Consider the following 18,978-nt stretch of genomic DNA (forward strand, 5'->3'; position numbering starts at 1 on the left):
CAACCAAAATGGGGCTATAGCTCAGTTGGTAGAGCGCTTGAATGGCATTCAAGAGGTCAGGAGTTCGACTCTCCTTAGCTCCACATATGAAAACTCCTAAGCCATTGCAGCGCAATAACGTAGGAGTTTCCATATGTGGAGCTAAGGAGAGTCGAACTCCTGACCTCTTGAATGCCATTCAAGCGCTCTACCAACTGAGCTATAGCCCCATTTTGGTTGAGAATCCTATCAACGTCGATAGCGCCGGCTTGTTTCAGGCCGCTGAATAGATAAGCAGAAGGAGCTGGTACCATAATTTGCCCTGTCAAAGTTTAACATAAATGGGTATGTTATGACAAACAGGTTAGCATGCAGGGATGCACAGATGAAACACAAATTCACCCTACTCCTCATCGTTCTCTTCACCCTGTCTGTAACAGATAAAGCAGAGGCACAGCGCGTCAGCACAACAGATTCGCTTGCGCTGGTTCAGCTATTCAATGCCACTGATGGCGCTAACTGGACAAAAAACACCGGTTGGCTCTCAGCCGAATCTGTATGCACGTGGTATGGCATCACCTGCAGTACCTCAGCTGACGACAGCTTACGCATTGCACTTGACCTGCACCGCAACAATCTAACTGGCACACTGCCAGGTGCATTGGGTGATATTGCCGGCCTTATCGAATTATCACTGACCGACAATGCCCTCTTTGGCCCCATCCCGCCCAGCCTGGGAAATCTTGCCAATCTTGAAGAGCTTTCACTTTTTTTCAACGAGCTAAGCGGTCCGCTCCCAGCTTCCCTTGGTCAGCTAAAAAATCTCAAGGTCCTCCAACTGTATGACAACCAGTTCTCTGGAGACATTCCCGGGTCGCTGTCAGACCTGACCAGTCTCGAAGTGCTTGTCCTCTCGGGAAACCAGCATACAGGTCCGATTCCTGACAATATTGGGCAACTCTCAAACCTGACGTATCTGACGCTTGCCCATAATAACCTGAGTGGCGAGATACCTGCTTCGCTGGGCAACCTAACGCTACTCTGGTGGCTGGATCTGGGTAACACCGGCCTGACGGGCAACATCCCGACTAGCTTCAGCCAACTGGATCAACTGCAATTTCTCAACCTTGCAAACAACGCACTCAGCGGGCCAATTCCGCCAGAAATGGGCGAACTGGGCCGGCTCCATACGCTGTGGCTCAATCACAACCAGCTATCGGGTGCTATCCCTTCCGAACTTGCAAAAGCGCCTCAACTGTCAACATTGTGGCTTTTTAACAACCAGCTGATAGGGTCCATTCCGCCAGAATTTGGTAACGCCCCATCACTGGGTACATTGTCTGTACAACACAACCAACTCACCGGGACCATTCCACCCGAACTTGGTAGTTCTTCAACGCTAGGCACCCTGATTTTTAGTGACAACCAACTTACCGGGACCATTCCACCCGAACTTGGGACATCCACGCTCAGCTTTCTCGCACTCGAAAACAATCAGTTAACGGGCACCATTCCTGAAGCACTGGGAAATGCAGCTAACCTGCATATCCTCTGGTTGTCCAATAACAACCTGCAAGGTTCCATTCCTACATCCATCGGTAATCTGATTCAGCTCACTTCACTTTTTATTAGCGGAAACGCCGAACTTGCAGGGCCCTTACCCCAATCTTTTGCGCAGCTGTTCAATCTGAAGCATCTTCGATTCCAGGATACAGCGCTATGCGAAAATGGAGACGCATCCTTCCAGCGGTGGCTTGATACGCTGGAGGAACTTCAAAGTACAGGATGCCTACATCTCGGAGTGCTGCCCACCGATACCGTGTTGAATCCTAATTTCCCTAACCCTTTTATCAGCAACACCAGCTTCAGTTTTGGAATCCCCGAGACCATGCCGGTAAAGGTAACCGTTTATGATATTCAAGGGCGACTGGTCACGACTTTGACAGACCGCATTTATGACCGTGGATGGTATGAATTAACCTTCGACGCCACCAACCTCCCCGCCGGCGTCTATTTTTACCACCTGCAAACCAATGCGGGGCAGGATACCAGGCGTATGGTTGTGCTCCGGTAAGAAACTTGATACCCGCTTTGCGCGGCAAAATGCACCGGAACCGCTTTCTTAGTCTATTATTTAGCAACGCAACGAGTAAAATAACTTTTATTGGGTCGATTGCGCTTCCATCCACCAGGCAAATCAAAGATGCAGTCCGGCCCCTGGCACATCATCCATACGGAATTCACCACCCTGAACAAGGCGGGTGGCACTTATAACCTGGTGCATTTGCTTTCACAGCAAGCGGGGAGCCCTGTGCTGCTTCTCAGCCAGTATGCAACCGATACGTGTCCGGGGAAGGCAACTGTGCAAGCGCTGCTGGATACCATCAACGGCATAGCTGTCCACACCATTTGGCTGGCACAGCACAACACCTCCAACGCTGAATTGGCTGAGCAACTTGATGGCTGTCCGGCTGACACCGTACCCATTTTTGTAGCACCCTGCACAGATCAGGCCCTTGCTGGTGAGCAACTGGCTGCAAAACTCGTGCAGACACGGCAGGCGCAAAGATTAACCCTGCTGACCGAGGCGCCGGGTATCTGGTCTGCGCCGCCGGCATTGGCTGACGATGCATTTATCCTGCAAAACCTGAGCTTTCAGGAAGCTGCAGAGCTTGCATTTACCAACAGCGAGGTGCTACACCCACAAACGCTCATGCTGTTGCAGCCTGAACACCTGACGATCTGCGTGCATGCGCTCGATGGTGAATCATCAGGCACAAAAATTACAAACGAAAGCGGAAAAGAAGACGGACTCGCCAGGGGAATCACGGCACAAACCGGACTCTCTCTGATTGCCATCGAGGGACTCGGTATGACGGGTGTACCCGGCATTACTGCACACGCCTTCAGCGCCCTCGCCGCAGCAGACATTAACCTCGTTTTACTGTCGCAGGCCTCTACCGAGCAGAGTATTGGTATTGTCATCAAAAGGGCAGATAAAACGCGCGCGCTTGATCTGCTCGAAAAAGCTTTTGCTCCTCGGCTCGCTGCCGGCGAAGTATCGCGTATTTATGCGCTTGATGACGTGGGTATTGTTACCGTTGTCGACGACCACATGCGGTATCGTCCAGGATTAACAGGCAGCATGTTCTCCACACTCGGCCGCAGCGGCATCAACGTGCTCACCATTGCAGATGGGGCTTCAGAAAGCAATCTGTCTGCAGTTGTTGCCGGCGAAGACGTTGCTGCTGCAGTACAAGCGCTGCACGAAGCGTTTTGCTTTGGCCGGCGGGTTGCCCACGTATTTATGTTTGGTGTTGGTACCATCGGCGGCAAATTGCTCAAACTGATGGAGCAACAGGCTGAGGCCTGGCTGTCTGACCTGAATCTCAAAATCAGCCTCGTGGGTTTGTCGAACTCCCGGCACATGATATGGAATAAACGCGGCATTCCATTTAACAGGGCGCGCGATACCCTGCTGCAGGCTGAAGACCCACTCGATGTACAGGCAATTTTCAAACACCTCATTGAAAGCCGGCTCGACCGACTCATTGTCATCGATGCAACGGCTTCCGATGCCATTGCAAAGCTGTACCCCGACCTGCTTGAGCATAACATTGCCGTGGTCACGCCAAACAAACGCGCCAACACACAATCGGTAGCAGCATACCAACGCTTGCAAACTGCAGCCCGCGACCATCAGGTGCCCTATTTCTACGAAACTACCGTCGGCGCCGGCTTGCCTGTCATTTCCACCTTACGGGACCTCATGCGCAGTGGCGACGAACTGATCCAAATTGAAGGGGTGGTATCAGGCACGCTGTCCTTTCTGTTTAATCAAATGGGAGATGGCAAATCGTTTGCTGAAGCGCTCGAACTTGCCTACGACAGCGGCTTCACAGAACCCGACCCCAGAGACGATCTTTCGGGTGAGGATGTGGCCCGCAAAATGCTGATTCTTGCCCGCGAAGCCGGCATGATGGTGGAGCGCGATGCTGTTGAAATTTCCCCACTCCTACCCGACAAATTGATGGCGCTATCCAGGGAGGCATTTATGGATACATATCCGCAAGCGCTTGTCACCTGGCAACCTGACATTCCGGTACAATCCGGACAAAAAATCCATTATGTAGGCCGCATTACTGCCGACGGCGTCCGTATAGGCTTGCAAGCATTGGATGCAAACCATCCGTTTGCCGCACTACACGGCACGGATAACATGATCATTTTCAAGACACGCAGGTACTTTGACAATCCGCTGATTATCCGCGGCCCTGGCGCCGGCCCGGCAGTAACCGCCGGTGGTGTACTCGCCGACCTGATCAAAGCAGCCGAACTGGTCACTTGATACCAGTTAAGCAGAAAACAGTAGCTACCAAAAGAGAGTCATTTTCCAGATTTTTTGCGAGAACGTCCGCGACCTTTTAGCGACAGTGCAAAATTTTAAATTCTGCTAAGAATCTTTTGTAGCACAAAGGCTATCTATCCAACACAACAAACGTTTTCTCTACCAAAGCCCATGAAGATTGCGCTCGCCGGCACAGGCAAAACAGGAACAGCAATCGAAACCATGGCCCACGACATGGGCCACGAAATTGTTGCCCGATTTAACTCAGGCGACCCGGTCCTTGCACAGCAAAATGACAAAATCCTGCAACACTGCGATGTTGTCATCGATTTTTCCCAGCCGGCGCTTGCATTGCCTCATATCACGCATTACTGTAAAAATAGTGTGCAGGTTGTAATGGGGACCACCGGTTGGTACACAGAATTGGAGCACGTGCAGCGCTTGCTTGCAGCACACACCTGTGGGTTACTCTATGCGCCGAACTTTTCGATTGGTGTGGCCGTTCTTTCGCGGCTGATCGAAAAGGCAGCCGGCATCATGGATAAAATTCCGGAATATGACGTCAGCGTGCACGAAGCGCATCACCTGCACAAACTCGACAGCCCCAGCGGTACGGCGCTACATCTGGCAAACATACTGGTTGAAGGCATCAACAGGAAAGCCCGTATTGAGCCAGAGACACAACATCAGCAAATTGCCGCAGATGCACTGCATGTAACCTCGCAACGGCTGGGACATATTTTTGGCCAACATACCGTGACATTCGACAGTCCATACGACCAAATCAGTATTTCTCACGACGCAAAAAACCGCAATGGTTTTGCGCTGGGGGCGCTGCGTGCTGCTGAATGGATCGTCGGAAAACGAGGCCTCTACACGCTGGATAATCTGCTGGATGACTGGCTGTCCGACTTGTAGTTGATTGCTTCGACGGCTTACGGCCAATCCCCGACCCTTATGCAATGCCCCCATCCCCATGAACACAGACATGATTTTTAAAGGTACCGCCCCGGCACTTGTAACACCTTTTACCCCTGCCGGAGACATAGACGAAGCTGCTTTCCAGCAACTAATTGACGACCAAATTAGTGGCGGTGTTGCTGCCCTTGTTGTGCTTGGCACGACGGGCGAAAACCCGACCATCAGTCACACCGAAAGACGTCGGCTTATCGATCTCGCCATTGCCCACACCGCAAAACGCGTCCCTGTAATCGTGGGCAGCGGCACATACAACACGCAGGAGAGCATCACCTTTTCAAAAGAAGCGACAGCAGCTGGCGCTGATGGGCTCCTCGTTGTTGGACCGTATTACAACAAACCAACGCCTGCCGGCTACAGGGCCCATTTTGCAGCCATTGCAGACGCCACCGACTGCCCGATTATTGTTTACAATGTACCCGGGCGAACCGCATCGAATATCACAGCGGACCTGCTCCTTGAACTTGCAGCGCTTCCTACAATCGTGGGGGTCAAAGAGGCATCGGGAGACCTGGCACAAATTGCTGATATTCTGCGTAATCGACCAGAAGGGTTTGCCGTCTATGCTGGCGACGACGAAATGGCATTCCCTTGCATTGCGCTCGGGGCAGAGGGTGTAATTTCAGTCATTAGCAACGCTTGCCCACAGCCTTTCTCGCACATGATTCAACTGGCATTGGAGGGCGACTTTACTGCTGCACGAGCCGCCCATTTGGCCATGCTGCCAGCCATGCGGGCCTGCTTCCTGGAAAGCAACCCGGTCCCGGTCAAAACCGTGCTTGCTGCCGGCGGGAAGATGCACCCCACGGTACGCCTCCCGCTTGTACCGATGAATCAATCGTCAACCGCATCGGTTCTAGCTGCATTTGAACCGTTTGTTGCACAAGTGAGCGCCTGATTTTGATGCTGGAAGACCTAGCTGCTGCTTACCCGGATTACCGCATAGAAGACCGTTCCGTTGCCATTGCCAGCCTGCCTTCGTGGGTTTGGATCCTGTCACTCGTTCTCGCGATCGTTCCTATCGTGATCTACCTCTGGCTTACCGGTGCAGGTTTTGAAATACAATGGAAATGGCTCGCGTATACGTTTGGGTTGCTGCTGCTCCACGAGGGTACACACGCCGTTGCATGGAAACTTGCCAGCGGTCTCCCCTGGTCGTCGTTTACCTTTGGGGTACAGTGGAAAACAGTGACGCCGTACTGCCACAGTACGGCGCCAATGCCGGTACCAGCCTATCGTATCGGTGCAGCGATGCCCCTTTTCCTGACAGGGATCCTGCCGTGGCTGGTTAGTTTCATTACACTGGATACAGAGTTGGCATTTGCCGGCGCCATCCTGATCAGCGGCGCGGCCGGCGACCTGTACATCCTGCACGCCATCCGCGACCTTCCTGCTGATGTCTTGCTGCAAGATCACGATACGCAGGCCGGTTGCGTTGTATTATGGCCCGAGGATCAGGAAGCTACATAATCGGCGTTACCGTGTATCCCGCTTTTTTCAGCAAAGCAAGTACCCCAAGCTCGCCCCCCAAATGCCCTGCGCCGACACCAAAAAACGTGGATTTTTTGCTTGCCTGTTCAACCATGCGGGGAATCCAGTTTTTATTACGCGCATGAATCATTACATCGAGCTGAGAAGGGTCGTCAAAATAAACGCCCATCATTTGATATAGCCCCGCCTGATCCTCTTGCAAATATTTGAGCATGAGTTCATTGAACATGGCTTTAGTTCGGGTCTCATCGTCAATCATCTCCACGAGGTCTGCCGCCTGGTCAACATAAGCGATCCGGTCAAATACCTCCATCTGCTCCGCAACGGTTTCGAGGCCGAGCACTTCCATGTTGTTTTCAGCAGCCATTTGCATCAAACTCACTTCAAAGCTTGCCGGCTGCTCTCCCACGTATTTTGCAACAAGAAACGACGCAATGAGCATTGGCTTGAACGTGTTAAACGGCGCTAAGCCCACGCCCATCAGCGACTTTAGCTGCGCATCGATTGCTTCGTAGGCACGCGCCGGCAATAGTTTTTCAAGCGTCTCTCCGCCTTCCATGCCGGCATTTGCCATAATTGCACCCTGCAAACCCGGATCATCGATATCAAGCTCGAGCACCAACTGTTCAGTTTCTTCAAACGCCGCTTTCACTTTATCTTTTACGACAAACCGGGACTGGGGCATGACGTGAATCGTACCCAATACATACGACGGAGCTATCCCCTCACCCTCAACCTTCCAAAGCAAGGTTTCTTCAACTGGCTGCCCAGTAACCTCCTGCGCGGGCATCAAAGCAGCCAGCAACAGCAAAAACGGGAGCATTGTATTTAAACCAGATCTATTGTTCATGTCATTTATGATGTAGATGATGGATTGCTTTCAGGCGTTGCTTCCTCCTGAAGCTGAAATACCTCTTCAACGGAAGCATTAAAAATGCGCGCAATTTTTAACGCAAGCACGGTAGAAGGCACAAATCGCCCGCCTTCAATGGCATTGATGCTCTTACGCGTCACATTCACTTTCATCGCCAGGTCAGCCTGCGTGAGGTTATGCATCGCGCGGAATACCTTGATTTTGTTTTTCAGGCTATCACTCATTGGCGCTGCAGGTAAATAAATCTTCCGAGGGAAGCTGCGATGCCCAGTGCAATGCCTACATCAGCAGCCAAATCAGCAGCAAGTACATAGCCGGTAAATTTGGAGAGTAATGAAGTCCCTACGGTTACCACAACCAGCCACACAAGCACCGTCATAAAGGCAAACGAAAAAGCTTCCGTTCGGTTTTGCTGTACGCGCTCATCATCAACAACTGCCGAAGGTAGTTGCCCCTGGCGCTTTTGGTGGAGTCCGCGTAGCTGGAATACGCCTACAATAAACATTCCCCATCCAAGCAGCGAAACGATCGAAAACGCTACAACCCAGCCACCGCCGGCACTAAAACTCTCCACAACGTCGGAAGCAACCATGCCCGTCATGCCTATGATAGCACCGATAAACATGTTGATTTGATAGCGCTCATACAACGCCTCTTGTTGATTTATATCCATAGCATTGAGCAGTTTGAGTTACACAATGTAACCTATACTACTCTTTATGAGACATAAAAGTTACGTTCCTTCGATAATTTTTATACACGGGGGTAGTTTGGCGTGAAATACTGCGCGACGGGCACTCGAAGGGCTTCGCTTGATTTGGCCGTTCGGCAATGTATGGCAAACTGCTAGCCCAGATCCTTCGCTAGCTCAGATGACACGAAGGAAACAGGCTGCCATGCCCTAATCGACATTCGGCAATCGACATTCGGCAATCGACATTCGGCAATCGACATTCGGCAATCGACATTCGGCAATCGACATTCGGCAATCGACACTCGGCAATCGACACTCGGCAATCGACACTCGGCAATCGACACTCGGCAATCGACACTCGGCTTTCGCGCTAATCAACAGAGATAAAACGCGAGGCAATGTTGGCAACGAGTGCGGTATAAAGGGCTGCGCCTAGCCAATGGGAAAGGATAACGGAGGGATTACGGGCACCGGACTGGAGGACAAGAAGTGCAACGAACAGTCCATTGTGTAGTAACGCGATAAACAAACCGACGAGAAATGCCTGTTGCGGTCGTACAATCACGGTGTCTCGGTCGTTGGCCTGGAAAAGGCCAACCATAAAACCCAGCAGGGTTTTGACAAACATCTGAATGCCCCAGGTGCCATAGATGGCATCCATGAGAAAACCAAGGGCAAATCCACTTATCATACCAACGCGCCGGCCGTAGATAAAGCCCATCCATGCAATAAAGAGCAGTACGCCATCAGGATATGCGCCCCAGAGTAGTAACCGCCCAAGCACCAGCCACTGCAAAGCGATGCAGGCCAATCCAATTAAAGCAGCACGAAGGGCAAAGGGCATAGTAAAACCAGCGCTGGGGTATCAGGCCGGCCACCGCCGGTCCTGTATAATTTCTACCAGTAAAATATCAAACCATCTGTCAGACGCCTTCAGCTTCAGTAATTGCAAGCACGATACGATCCATCGCTTGCATAATCCTGTAAGATGGTGCGGTGTAGTTGTTGGCAATCAGGGAGAACGCAATTAAACGCCCGTCATCAGTGGTGACATACCCGCTCAGCGACCGAACGTATTCCAATGAACCGGTTTTGGCCATTACAGGTACGTTTTTGAGCCGATGGTCGAGCGTCGTTTCAGCTTCTCCACCACGCGGGAGCGTTTGTTTGAACGTCTCCCAGTCGGAATGCCGCTGCATGTACGCAAGCAAACCACCGATCGTTTCTGTCGTCAGCATGTTTTTGCGCGACAACCCTGATCCATCCCGCACAGCAAGGCCAGCCCTGCTAATCCCGGTTTTTTTCAGGAATTCTTTGACGCGCCGCTCTCCCCCTTCGACAGATCCTCCCCAGCCAAAGGTGCGAAAGACCTGTTCGGCGTAGAAGTTATTGCTTTCTTTGTTAACCTGCACAAGGATATCGGCCATTGGCGGCGAATGGTATACAAAAAGCGGCGCTGCATTTTTATAATCGATGTTTTCGTCGATGTCATCGATATCATGCAAGGTGGCCACCATTTCAATGCCGGCTTCTTCCAGGTATGTTTTGAATGCATGCAAGGTAAACATCGTGGGATTTGAGACCGGAATGACCACGCTACGGCGATATACGCGTGGTACGGAGCCTTTCACGGTTACCTCTTCGGTACCCAGTTTCCGGTTGACCCGAATCGAGCGGCCCCGGCGGCGGGCGCTTGTGGTTGCCTCATTGTCTAACTCAAGGTATCCCGCCGGCATATCGGTAAGTACTGGCGGCGCCCCTACGCGACTTGATTCGATCTGCACCCGCACAATGTTGTCGTGTGCAGATAACCCACTACTCGCGGGAGCAAAAGACTCCGTAGCTACAAAGGAGAGGTCCCAGCCTTCAGCATAAGGCTGGTCGTCAAATGCATTGTCATCTCCAATCAGCCGGCCTTCAATGCGGGTAACGCCAAGTCCGGCCAGTTTTTCTGCCCACGCTTTGAGCGGATTCTCTCCTTTAAATTCTTTGCTTGCAAACGTAGGATCACCTGCTCCTTCAAGCACGAGGTCTCCCCGCATGACCGATCCGCCGATTTCTCCTTTGAAGTGCAAGGTCGTCTCGTAGCGATAATCAGCTCCGAGCGCATCAAGCGCCGCTGCCGCGGTTATCAATTTCTGGTTAGATGCCGGCACCAGGGTTTTATCGCCATTGCGCTGATACAGCACACGACCGTTTGAGAGATCTTGCACATGTACTCCCCAAAATGCCGCACTGGCGTGGGGGCCGGCAAGGATCTCATCAATTTTCTCTGGCACAGATGGCAGCCTTACGGTGCCCGTCATCGTAGCAAGGGCCAACAAAACTATCAGCAAGCCCGCTGCCTTTTCCGGAAACTTCTTCACGTTTATGCTCTTTCCTGATGATCTCATCTACAATACTATTTTTCCAGCTCGTCCGTTGTTAAAGTAGGTTGTCACTAGGTTGAGCGCCAACTAGCTTTTAGCTTTCTGTAGCGCGCTTTTCGCCCACTCTTGATGCGTCTGGCAATTACCGGACCAACCGCTTCAGGAACCCATAATTGAACAGCAGGTTTGTTTCCTGCCTGCTGCCGGCAGGTGCGCAACGTTGTATATTCAAACTAAACTGTACATCCCAACCGTACAGCCCACCAGGGTGCTCAACCGGAGCATCAACTAAACTGTAGCCTATCCTAATGGCAAAGAGCGCTAGAAATAAGAGAAACCGAAACAGAAAAGTTGCCAATAAATCTTCAAGGGCAGGCAATTCGTCCAGAAGTGGCAAATCCAATGCGGCCATGGTGTTCTCCAGAAAGAACTACCTGCTCATGCTACTCGGTGTTGCACTCGTCGTTATCGGATACTCAATTATGCGCATGGAAAATGAGGTAGACGGTTTTATCTCACTCTATGTTGCCCCGCTCATCATTTTAGGGGGGTATCTTGAGATTATTTATGCCATCCTGTGGCGCCCGAAAGACACTTCGCAGTCTGAAGTTACCGATGCCACCCCGGCAACAGAGGCCTCTTAACACAACCTCTTTACCCTTAGAAAGCTGCAAGGCTAATATAACAAATAGGGCTGCCGTGCTTGCGTGAATTGGTGTACATCTTCCTCCCAGGCGTCTACAATTTGCGCCGGCGGAACCTGCATTTCCAACAATTCCGCCAACTGATCCGTGCCTGCAAGGCGCCCCATCCAGCTTTTGTTGACAAAGTCGTTTTCCAGCGCCTGCGCGTAAAAGCCTGCAAGCAAGTGCATACCTGTTTCCAGCGGATCAAACGTCTCCAGATCAGTAATTTCTATATGCACGCCCTGCTGTAGCTCCCCTTCGAACCGTGGATTCCTCGACATATCGGCTATAGATTCAGGCGTAAAGGAGGCTCTTGAAAACGCAACGCCCGGCAATTGAGCCGCTTCAAGGCTGTCAACCAGTACCTGTGCATCAAGCCATGATGCGCCAACCTGTGTAAAGGGTGTGCGTGTGCCACGGCCCTCGCTGGCATCTACTGCTTCAAAAAAGCAGGTGCCGATGTAGGCGACCGCTGTTGTAAAGTCTGGGATATTGGGACTCGTTGGTCGCCAGGTGCGGCCTGTTGCCGGCCACTTCTGCGTACGATCCCATCCTTCCATTTCAACCACATGCAGAGCAAGATTCTCCAGGCCGTCCAAATACCCTTCACCTTTGATCATGCGCGCAAGCTCACCAACCGTCAGGCCATGTGCAACTGGCACCGGGTATAGGCCTACAAAAGAGGAAAACGCTTCTTCCAGGACAAAACCCGCAACGTAGTTGCCACCCAGCGGGTTCGGTCGATCAAGCACATAGAAGGGAATGCCGGCTTCTGCGGCTGCCTGCATCGCATATCCCATGGTTGAGATGTAGGTATAAAACCGGGCGCCAATATCCTGAATGTCAAAAACCAGGGCATCCAGGCCTACGAGGTCTTCCTGGGCAGGCTTGCGTTCCTTGCCATGCAGGCTATGGACAGGAAGGCCCGTTTTCTGGTCAACGCCATCTGCAATTTCTTCGCCGGCATCAGCATCTCCTCTTATGCCATGTTCTGGGCTAAAAAAAGCGCCTAGCTTGACGTTGGGCGCCTGTTCTACCAGATCTCCCAGATGCATGGAATCAACCCGGGCAGTATGATTAACCACTAACCCAATCGTTTTACCTTCAAAAAGGGCAAAGCCCGATTGGTGCAAAACGTCAGCACCCGTCTTCAATCGAACAACAGGCGGAGCCTCTACTTCAGGTGTTTGGGTAGCTGGCGCACAGGCAGCAAAAAAAAGGACGATAAAAAACAGGCAGCTCGAAGCTGCCCATTTTGAATTACACTGCCTTGACAACATGGCAATCACTTTTGAACTTGCAATCAGGATCCGTTAGCAACAATGACATGCTCTGCAAAGAAATAGTTCGATTCAATTTTACCATTCTCAACAGAATCAGAGCCATGAACGATGTTTTCGCCCATTGAATCTGCAAATGCTTTACGAATGGTGCCTTCTGCAGCTTCAGCCGGGTTGGTTGCACCGATGAGTGCGCGGAAGTCTGCAATCGCGTTCTCTTTTTCGAGTACCATGGGCACACAGGCACCACTAGACATGAATGTAGTCAGTTCTCCAAAGAAAGGGCGCTCACGATGTACTGCATAAAATCCTTCTGCTTCAGCTTTCGTCAGCTTAACAAGTTTCATAGCACAGACTTTAAAGCCGGCTTCCTGGATGCGCCGGGTAACTTCGCCGATGAGGTTTTTTCTAACACAATCGGGCTTCAAAATGGTCAGGGTTCTTTCGATCGCCATAGCCTCGTTCAAATTCAGATATATAAAGTATGATTCAAATTAAAAGCGGCCAGTCTGCTATAGACCGGCCGCAAAGATACACGGATACGAGGTTGGAGTTTCGGCAACCAACTTTAAAGTTTGATTACGGAAAAAGCTGACCGTTGCCAGCGCTTAGCGCATAACTGCAAGCGTGACTTCGCCCCGATACGTATCAATATCCAGATCGGGGCCACCGCCACCAACTTCGCCACGATATCTGTTTTTGTCGACAACCCTTACGTCGTCCAGGTCAAAGTCTGAATCCAGGTCGCCTTTTTTCCCCATATCAGCGTTTAGATCAAAACCAGCGGATTTCGGCAACACGAGTTCTACCGTACCGCGGTACGTGTCAACAGCGCTGTTGCCATTAAACGCGATAAACTCCGCGTTGATGTAGCCTTTGTAGGTATCAGCTTCCAGTGAGCCGGCCAGATTGGTCAATTCAACGCGCCCTTTATAGGTATCAATCCGCACCTCACCCGCTACATCATCAATTTCAACTTCACCTTTATATGTCTCGAGATCCAGGTCGGCTGCGAGGTCGTTAATTTCTATCGTTGATTTGTAATCGTCGATCTGCAGGTCAGCCGTGTGCGGCATCCGAATGCGGTAGTGGACATAGGGCAAACTCATTGATTTATTGCCAAATAGCCCGCGTTTGCCGGCTTTTTTAGCCCGCTCATAGTCTGATTCAATCCGCAGTGTTTTGCCTGACTTGTGGATACGAACCTCGGTATACTCCACAAGGTATTCGTCCTTGTCCGCCTCAATCAAAGCTTCAATCTCAACGGTTTCTCTGTCCCACGTAGCAATGTCGATACTGCCTTTATAGGTATCAATGACCACCCGTCCTTCACCAGACAATTTGATGGATTCAGATACCTCTTTTGTATCCTGCGCCTGTGCAGGCAAGGAGATGAACAGTGCAAGCAAGAGGATTGGCAAGGCACTCTTTGAGCGGTATGACATGGCCGGTTGGTTTTGATTGTAGACGTACTGGATGTCTATATACCGTATCCGAGCCGGCAAAAGTTACAGTGCCCTGCGGGAAGTCATTTGCTGTCAGCGTTATCGACTGCCTACACGTGCCGTTCTGCATGATAAGAAGAACGGACGAGGGGGCCACTTTCAACGTGACCAATGCCTTTTGCCTCACCAACTTCTTTGTACCACGAAAATTTATCCGGATGGATGAATTCCACAACCGGCAGGTGCATGCGTGTGGGCTGTAGATACTGGCCGATCGTCATGACGTCAACGCCGTTTTCCACAAAGTCGTCCATCAACTGCAGAATTTCATCGTCTGTTTCCCCCAGGCCAACCATAATTCCGCTTTTGGTTTTCAACCCCTGGTCCTTGGAACGTTTAAGCACTTCGAGGGAGCGCTCGTAGTTGGCTTGCGGGCGTACTTTCCGGTAGAGCCGTGGGACCGACTCAACGTTATGGTTCATCAATTCAGGGCGGGCGTCGATGACAATCTGGAGTGCATCCCAGAGCCCACGGAAGTCAGGAATCAGCACCTCAATGGTACATCCTGGCTGGTATTCGCGAATGAGGCGGATCGTTTCTGCAAAAATTGGCGCCCCGCCATCTTTGCGTTCATCGCGGTTTACACTGGTCACTACCGCGTGTTTTAGGCCCATCAACTTAACAGCATCGGCCACGCGGCGCGGCTCATCCCAATCGAGCCCTTTGTCTGGCCGGCCGGTTGCTACAGCGCAGAATCCGCAGGAGCGGGTGCATACGTTGCCGAGGATCATGAAGGTCGCCGTGCCGGCAGTCCAGCATTCTCCCATGTTCGGGCACCGCGCGCTCTGACACACCGTGTGTAGGTCATGCGAATCGATGATATCAACGAGATTTTTATAGGTCTCGCCATAGGGAAGCTTTACCCGCAACCAATCAGGACGCTTGCTCCGTACGTTTGCCGCAACAGGCGCATTTACTACAGGGAGTTCAACGAAACCGGAATCTCCATCGCCCGTTGGAACGAGCGAATCACTCTTAACACGTTTGAGCTCAATATCACCTGGCTTGAGCGGTTTACGAGAAGGTTTTTCTGGTGGGATAGTATTCGACATCTGCCTCTAAGATATTCCAGCAAGCATCCGATTTTAGTACCATACTGGAGAATGACTGCAACGGCGAAAAGTTGCATTCCACTTCCAATGGTGGCTACCACAAGCTTTGTGGAATGATCCCAACCTCGTCGGGTACCACTATCCCTTTCCCATGACTGCTTAAGACTTATTTGATCGTATGGAAGCTGTTGATACATCCTTAATCACCCCACAGGACGTACACTCTACCCTGGGTAACCACATGCTGGTAGACGGCATGCAAATGGTCCTCGACCTGGAGCATAGCGATGGCGTACATCTTGTTGACATGCTCAGCAACAAGAAATATGTCGATTTCTTCGGTTTTTTTGCCTCGAATGCTATCGGCATGAATCACCCGAAGATGCGCTCCGATGCCGCTTTTATGAAGCGGTTGACAGAGGCTGCGCTATGTAAGGTTACCAACTCTGATGTGTACACCACACACATGGCGCGCTTTCTAAAAACCTTTAGCCGCGTTGGTATCCCTTCTTATCTTCCTTATGCATTTTTTGTATCGGGTGGTGCGCTTGCAGTTGAAAATGCGTTAAAAACGGCATTTGACTGGAAAGTCCGCAAAAACTTTCAGAAAGGCTACCGGGAAGAAAAAGGCCACATGGTACTTCACTTCGACCAGGCGTTCCATGGCCGCTCGGGTTACACCCTCTCACTCACCAACACCGCTGACCCACGCAAAACCCAGTATTTCCCGAAATTTGACTGGCCGCGGATTTCCAATCCGAAGATTGAATTTCCGCTTACAGAGGAAAACATGGCCGACCTCGTTGCCCGTGAACAAGCTTCGCTGGCCCAGGCCAAAACATTTTTCGAGAACCACAAAGACGACATTGCCTGCGTGATTCTTGAGCCATTGCAGGGTGAAGGTGGAGACAACCACTTCCGGCCAGAATTCTTGCATGCCCTCAAAGCACTGGCGCATGCGAATGATGCCTTGCTGATTTTTGACGAGGTGCAATCTGGCGTTGGGATTACCGGCAATTTCTGGGCACACCAGGGACTGGGCGTTGAACCAGACATTATTTCTTTCGGCAAGAAAACGCAGGTTTGTGGCATCCTTGCCGGCCGCAAACTCGACGAAGTTGACGGCCACGTATTCCAGACCGCAAGCCGCATCAATTCAACATGGGGTGGCAACCTCGTTGATATGGTTCGCTTCGATAGAATCCTCGAAATTATCGAAGAAGAAAACCTCGTTGAGCAAGCTGCAGAAGTCGGGGCTTACCTGCTCAAACAACTGCAAGATCTCGCAGAATCAAACGCACACGTGTCAAATGCGCGTGGTGCCGGCCTCATGTGCGCGTTCGACTTGCCAGACGCACACGTTCGAAATGCTTTCCTCGAGAATGCATTCAAAAAAGGTTTGATTATGCTCGGCTGTGGTACACATTCTGTGCGCTTCCGTCCACCCCTTACCGTCTCGCGTGAAGAAATTGATGGTGGCATCCAGCTGATTAAAGAAACCCTCGCAGCATTATAAAGACCTTGACCAGGCGCGGAGGCATCCAGCTTCCGCGCTTGTTTTTTACCCACCTGCCATGATAAAGAAAACCACGACACCCACCCGCATTCCCGTTCCCGGTAACAAGCTGATTGAAGAGTATGTCGGACGGGTACATACAGAAACCTCGACCCTCAGCGTAGCGCACATGATTGCCCCGCCCGGATGGGCAGAACCCTATCAAACGCCAGCTTTCGACGAAGTCACGATTGTAATCAGAGGCACCATGCGTGTAGAACATGACGGCATGGAAATTGACGTAGCCACCAACGAAACCATTCTGGTTGAAGCCGGCGACCGGATTCGCTACAGCAATCCTTTTGAAGAAGAAGCAGAGTATTGGGCCGTGTGTACGCCAGCTTTCAGCCCCGATTCAGCCAATCGAGACGATTAACCTGGGATCTTCGCCTGGCGCAGATCCTACACCTGCGCCAGCACATGAAACACTTCCTTTTTGCCGTCCTGCTGCTGACGGTATGCACTTCAGTCTTTTTACCAACAGCCAGCGCCCAACGTACGGACACACCCGTTCTCTTTCTCATCCCGGCGCCAGATCAGGAATCTATTTGCCGGCTGCATCCGGTCATGGATGAACTCGGCACCTTTATTCCGCCGCCCACCGCCATTTCTGATCCACTGGGCGTCCGTACTTCAACCATTAATGTAACCTATATCGATGATGACGTAGCTGAACCCTGGCCGCAAGCGGCCAAAGACGCGTTCAATTACGCCAAAACCATCTGGGAAAACCACCTCGATTCACCCGTTGACATCGAAATTGACGCACACTGGTCTAACCTCGGCGGTTGCGACATCATGCAGGGTGTTACCCTCGGCGCTGCAGGGCCTACATTTGTTGCGAGTTGGGTTGGTTCACCCATTGCCAATACTACATACCCCATTGGACTTGTAAACGCACTCTTCGGCAGCGATCAGGCTCCCGGCTCTGCTGATGTCAACGCATCGTTTAACAAAGATTGTGATGATGTAAGTACTGATCTGTGGTACCTGGGCACCGACGGCAGCGTGCCTTCCGGCAAAATTGATTTTGTCAGCGTTGTGCTGCATGAATTGGGACATGGACTTGGCTTTGCCGGCTCAGCCAGCTATGACGACGGCGTAAACGATACCGGAAGCGGCGGCACCAATAACAATGAATGCAACGGGGCAACAGGCGCCGGCTGCTTTTCAGCCACCCCCAATGTGTACGACCGGTTTATATTTGATGCGGCTTCCAGTGGAACTGCATTACTCGATACCGGAAGCTATCCCGACAATTCAACAACCCTGGGGACCGCGCTCGTCAGCGGGGTCGGGCATTTTTCCAGTAGTTCGGTGGAAGCAAACAATGGCGGTACAGCAGCACCCATCTTTGGCCCCAATCCGTGGGAAGGCGGCTCCAGTTATTCACACTGGGATGAGACATCGTACAACGGCTCACCACACGCCCTGATGACACCTTATTTGAGTTCACAGGAGGCAAATCATAGCCCAGGCGCACTTACTTGCGCATTATTCCAGGACATTGGATGGCCTATGGGCCCAGATTGCCTCACGTTGTTGCCTGTGGAAATCAGTAACATCGAAGCAGTGGTTGACGCGCGAAATATCACCCTTTCATGGACAACTGCAAGCGAAACCAACAACGCCCGTTTTGAGATCGAAGTCCAGCAAGGCAGTACACCGTTCACCTCAGTGGGTTTTATAGCTGGAGCTGGCACAACCGATGAATCGCAAAGCTATGAACACACGTTTGAGGCGCCGGCTGCAGGGATCTATACGCTTCGGTTAAAGCAAATCGACTTTGACGGCACCTTTGCTTACAGCAAAACGGTCAACGTACAGGTTGCGCTGGAAGCGGCTTATGCATGGGAGCCGGCATACCCTAATCCGTTTAACCCAACGACACAATTTGGCTTGCACGTGGCAGTAGCACAGGAGGTTACCATTCAGGTTGTCGACATGACAGGCCGGATTGTGGCAACGCTGCACCAGGGCCAGCTTGCAGCGGCCAACCAGCACCGCTTTGCGTTTGAGGCCAGTACCTTACCCAGCGGTACATACTGGATCCGCGTAATTGGAGAAACCTTCCAGTCCAGCCAGCCGGCAATCTTGCTGAAGTAGCCTGAAATACAAGTAGCCTGAAATAAAAAGAGCCGGCAATAAAAATTGCCGGCTCTTCAGT

General features: G+C 51.6%; 19 protein-coding genes and 2 tRNA genes. 10 read left to right on the forward strand and 11 right to left on the reverse strand.

The window, feature by feature from the left end; translation table 11 throughout:
- Positions 1-10 precede the first annotated feature (10 nt).
- Positions 11-83, forward strand: a tRNA-Ala gene (locus AAF564_03400).
- A gap of 53 nt (positions 84-136) precedes the next feature.
- On the opposite strand, the gene AAF564_03405 is transcribed toward AAF564_03400, so the two are convergent.
- Positions 137-209: transfer RNA gene (locus AAF564_03405), tRNA-Ala, on the reverse strand.
- Positions 210-364: 155 nt separating this feature from the next.
- On the opposite strand from AAF564_03405, the gene AAF564_03410 reads away from it, so the two are divergent.
- From AAF564_03410 to AAF564_03430, 5 genes are all read left to right on the forward strand, one after another.
- On the forward strand, positions 365-2,053 hold the full coding sequence (locus tag AAF564_03410) for a leucine-rich repeat domain-containing protein (GenBank protein MEM8484565.1): 1,689 nt from the start codon (positions 365-367) through the stop codon (positions 2,051-2,053).
- 129 nt (positions 2,054-2,182) lie between these two features.
- Positions 2,183-4,327, forward strand: coding sequence for an ACT domain-containing protein (locus AAF564_03415; GenBank protein MEM8484566.1), 2,145 nt, complete (start codon positions 2,183-2,185; stop codon positions 4,325-4,327).
- A gap of 171 nt (positions 4,328-4,498) precedes the next feature.
- Complete coding sequence (gene dapB, locus AAF564_03420; protein MEM8484567.1) at positions 4,499-5,245, forward strand: 4-hydroxy-tetrahydrodipicolinate reductase; 747 nt, start codon at positions 4,499-4,501, stop codon at positions 5,243-5,245.
- A gap of 58 nt (positions 5,246-5,303) precedes the next feature.
- Positions 5,304-6,203 carry a 4-hydroxy-tetrahydrodipicolinate synthase gene (gene dapA / locus AAF564_03425; protein ID MEM8484568.1) on the forward strand — a complete coding sequence of 300 codons (900 nt, stop codon included), beginning with the start codon at positions 5,304-5,306 and terminating at the stop codon, positions 6,201-6,203.
- 5 nt (positions 6,204-6,208) lie between these two features.
- Positions 6,209-6,775: a DUF3267 domain-containing protein gene (locus AAF564_03430; GenBank protein ID MEM8484569.1), complete on the forward strand. Its 567-nt coding sequence runs from the start codon at positions 6,209-6,211 to the stop codon at positions 6,773-6,775.
- Here the strand turns inward: AAF564_03430 and AAF564_03435 are convergent.
- From AAF564_03435 to AAF564_03460, 6 genes are all read right to left on the reverse strand, one after another.
- The gene (locus AAF564_03435; protein ID MEM8484570.1) at positions 6,768-7,646 is read right to left on the reverse strand and encodes a TraB/GumN family protein; all 879 of its coding nucleotides are present in this window, start codon (positions 7,644-7,646) and stop codon (positions 6,768-6,770) included. The two genes, AAF564_03430 and AAF564_03435, sit on opposite strands and share 8 nt — an antisense overlap.
- Positions 7,647-7,651: 5 nt before the next feature.
- Positions 7,652-7,894, reverse strand: a complete 243-nt coding sequence (locus AAF564_03440) for a helix-turn-helix transcriptional regulator (GenBank protein ID MEM8484571.1) — start codon at positions 7,892-7,894, stop codon at positions 7,652-7,654.
- Entirely contained in the window at positions 7,891-8,343 is a 453-nt protein-coding gene (locus AAF564_03445; protein ID MEM8484572.1) for a hypothetical protein, read from the reverse strand. Before AAF564_03445 ends, AAF564_03440 begins: the two co-directional genes overlap by 4 nt.
- A gap of 391 nt (positions 8,344-8,734) precedes the next feature.
- On the reverse strand, positions 8,735-9,208 hold the full coding sequence (mreD, locus tag AAF564_03450; GenBank protein MEM8484573.1) for a rod shape-determining protein MreD: 474 nt from the start codon (positions 9,206-9,208) through the stop codon (positions 8,735-8,737).
- 79 nt (positions 9,209-9,287) lie between these two features.
- On the reverse strand, positions 9,288-10,730 hold the full coding sequence (dacB, locus tag AAF564_03455; GenBank protein ID MEM8484574.1) for a D-alanyl-D-alanine carboxypeptidase/D-alanyl-D-alanine-endopeptidase: 1,443 nt from the start codon (positions 10,728-10,730) through the stop codon (positions 9,288-9,290).
- 145 nt (positions 10,731-10,875) lie between these two features.
- A complete protein-coding gene (locus AAF564_03460) occupies positions 10,876-11,145 on the reverse strand; it encodes a hypothetical protein (GenBank protein ID MEM8484575.1) in 270 nt (89 codons plus the stop codon).
- Here AAF564_03460 and AAF564_03465 point away from each other — a divergent pair.
- The gene (locus tag AAF564_03465) at positions 11,144-11,377 is read left to right on the forward strand and encodes a DUF3098 domain-containing protein (protein MEM8484576.1); all 234 of its coding nucleotides are present in this window, start codon (positions 11,144-11,146) and stop codon (positions 11,375-11,377) included. The genes AAF564_03460 and AAF564_03465 overlap by 2 nt on opposite strands.
- A 32-nt stretch (positions 11,378-11,409) precedes the next feature.
- On the opposite strand, the gene AAF564_03470 is transcribed toward AAF564_03465, so the two are convergent.
- The 4 genes from AAF564_03470 to lipA all read right to left on the reverse strand — a co-directional run bounded on the left by AAF564_03470 (position 11,410) and on the right by lipA (position 15,256).
- The gene (locus tag AAF564_03470; GenBank protein ID MEM8484577.1) at positions 11,410-12,699 is read right to left on the reverse strand and encodes a DUF1343 domain-containing protein; all 1,290 of its coding nucleotides are present in this window, start codon (positions 12,697-12,699) and stop codon (positions 11,410-11,412) included.
- 23 nt (positions 12,700-12,722) lie between these two features.
- Positions 12,723-13,148, reverse strand: coding sequence for a nucleoside-diphosphate kinase (ndk, locus tag AAF564_03475; protein MEM8484578.1), 426 nt, complete (start codon positions 13,146-13,148; stop codon positions 12,723-12,725).
- A gap of 159 nt (positions 13,149-13,307) precedes the next feature.
- Positions 13,308-14,144, reverse strand: a complete 837-nt coding sequence (locus AAF564_03480; GenBank protein MEM8484579.1) for a DUF4097 family beta strand repeat-containing protein — start codon at positions 14,142-14,144, stop codon at positions 13,308-13,310.
- A 110-nt stretch (positions 14,145-14,254) separates the two neighbouring features.
- Positions 14,255-15,256: a lipoyl synthase gene (gene lipA / locus AAF564_03485; GenBank protein ID MEM8484580.1), complete on the reverse strand. Its 1,002-nt coding sequence runs from the start codon at positions 15,254-15,256 to the stop codon at positions 14,255-14,257.
- 178 nt (positions 15,257-15,434) lie between these two features.
- Here lipA and lat point away from each other — a divergent pair, with 178 nt between their 5' ends.
- The 3 genes from lat to AAF564_03500 are packed head-to-tail and all read left to right on the forward strand — an operon-like array spanning position 15,435 to position 18,917.
- Positions 15,435-16,772, forward strand: coding sequence for an L-lysine 6-transaminase (lat, locus tag AAF564_03490; GenBank protein MEM8484581.1), 1,338 nt, complete (start codon positions 15,435-15,437; stop codon positions 16,770-16,772).
- A gap of 58 nt (positions 16,773-16,830) precedes the next feature.
- Positions 16,831-17,187 (forward strand): cupin domain-containing protein, encoded by a 357-nt coding sequence (locus tag AAF564_03495; protein ID MEM8484582.1) that lies wholly within the window; start codon positions 16,831-16,833, stop codon positions 17,185-17,187.
- 44 nt (positions 17,188-17,231) lie between these two features.
- Positions 17,232-18,917, forward strand: a complete 1,686-nt coding sequence (locus AAF564_03500) for a M57 family metalloprotease (protein ID MEM8484583.1) — start codon at positions 17,232-17,234, stop codon at positions 18,915-18,917.
- Positions 18,918-18,978 lie beyond the last annotated feature (61 nt).

Source organism: Bacteroidota bacterium (assembly GCA_039111535.1).
In the GTDB taxonomy this organism is placed as follows: Bacteria; Bacteroidota; Rhodothermia; order Rhodothermales; family JAHQVL01; genus JBCCIM01.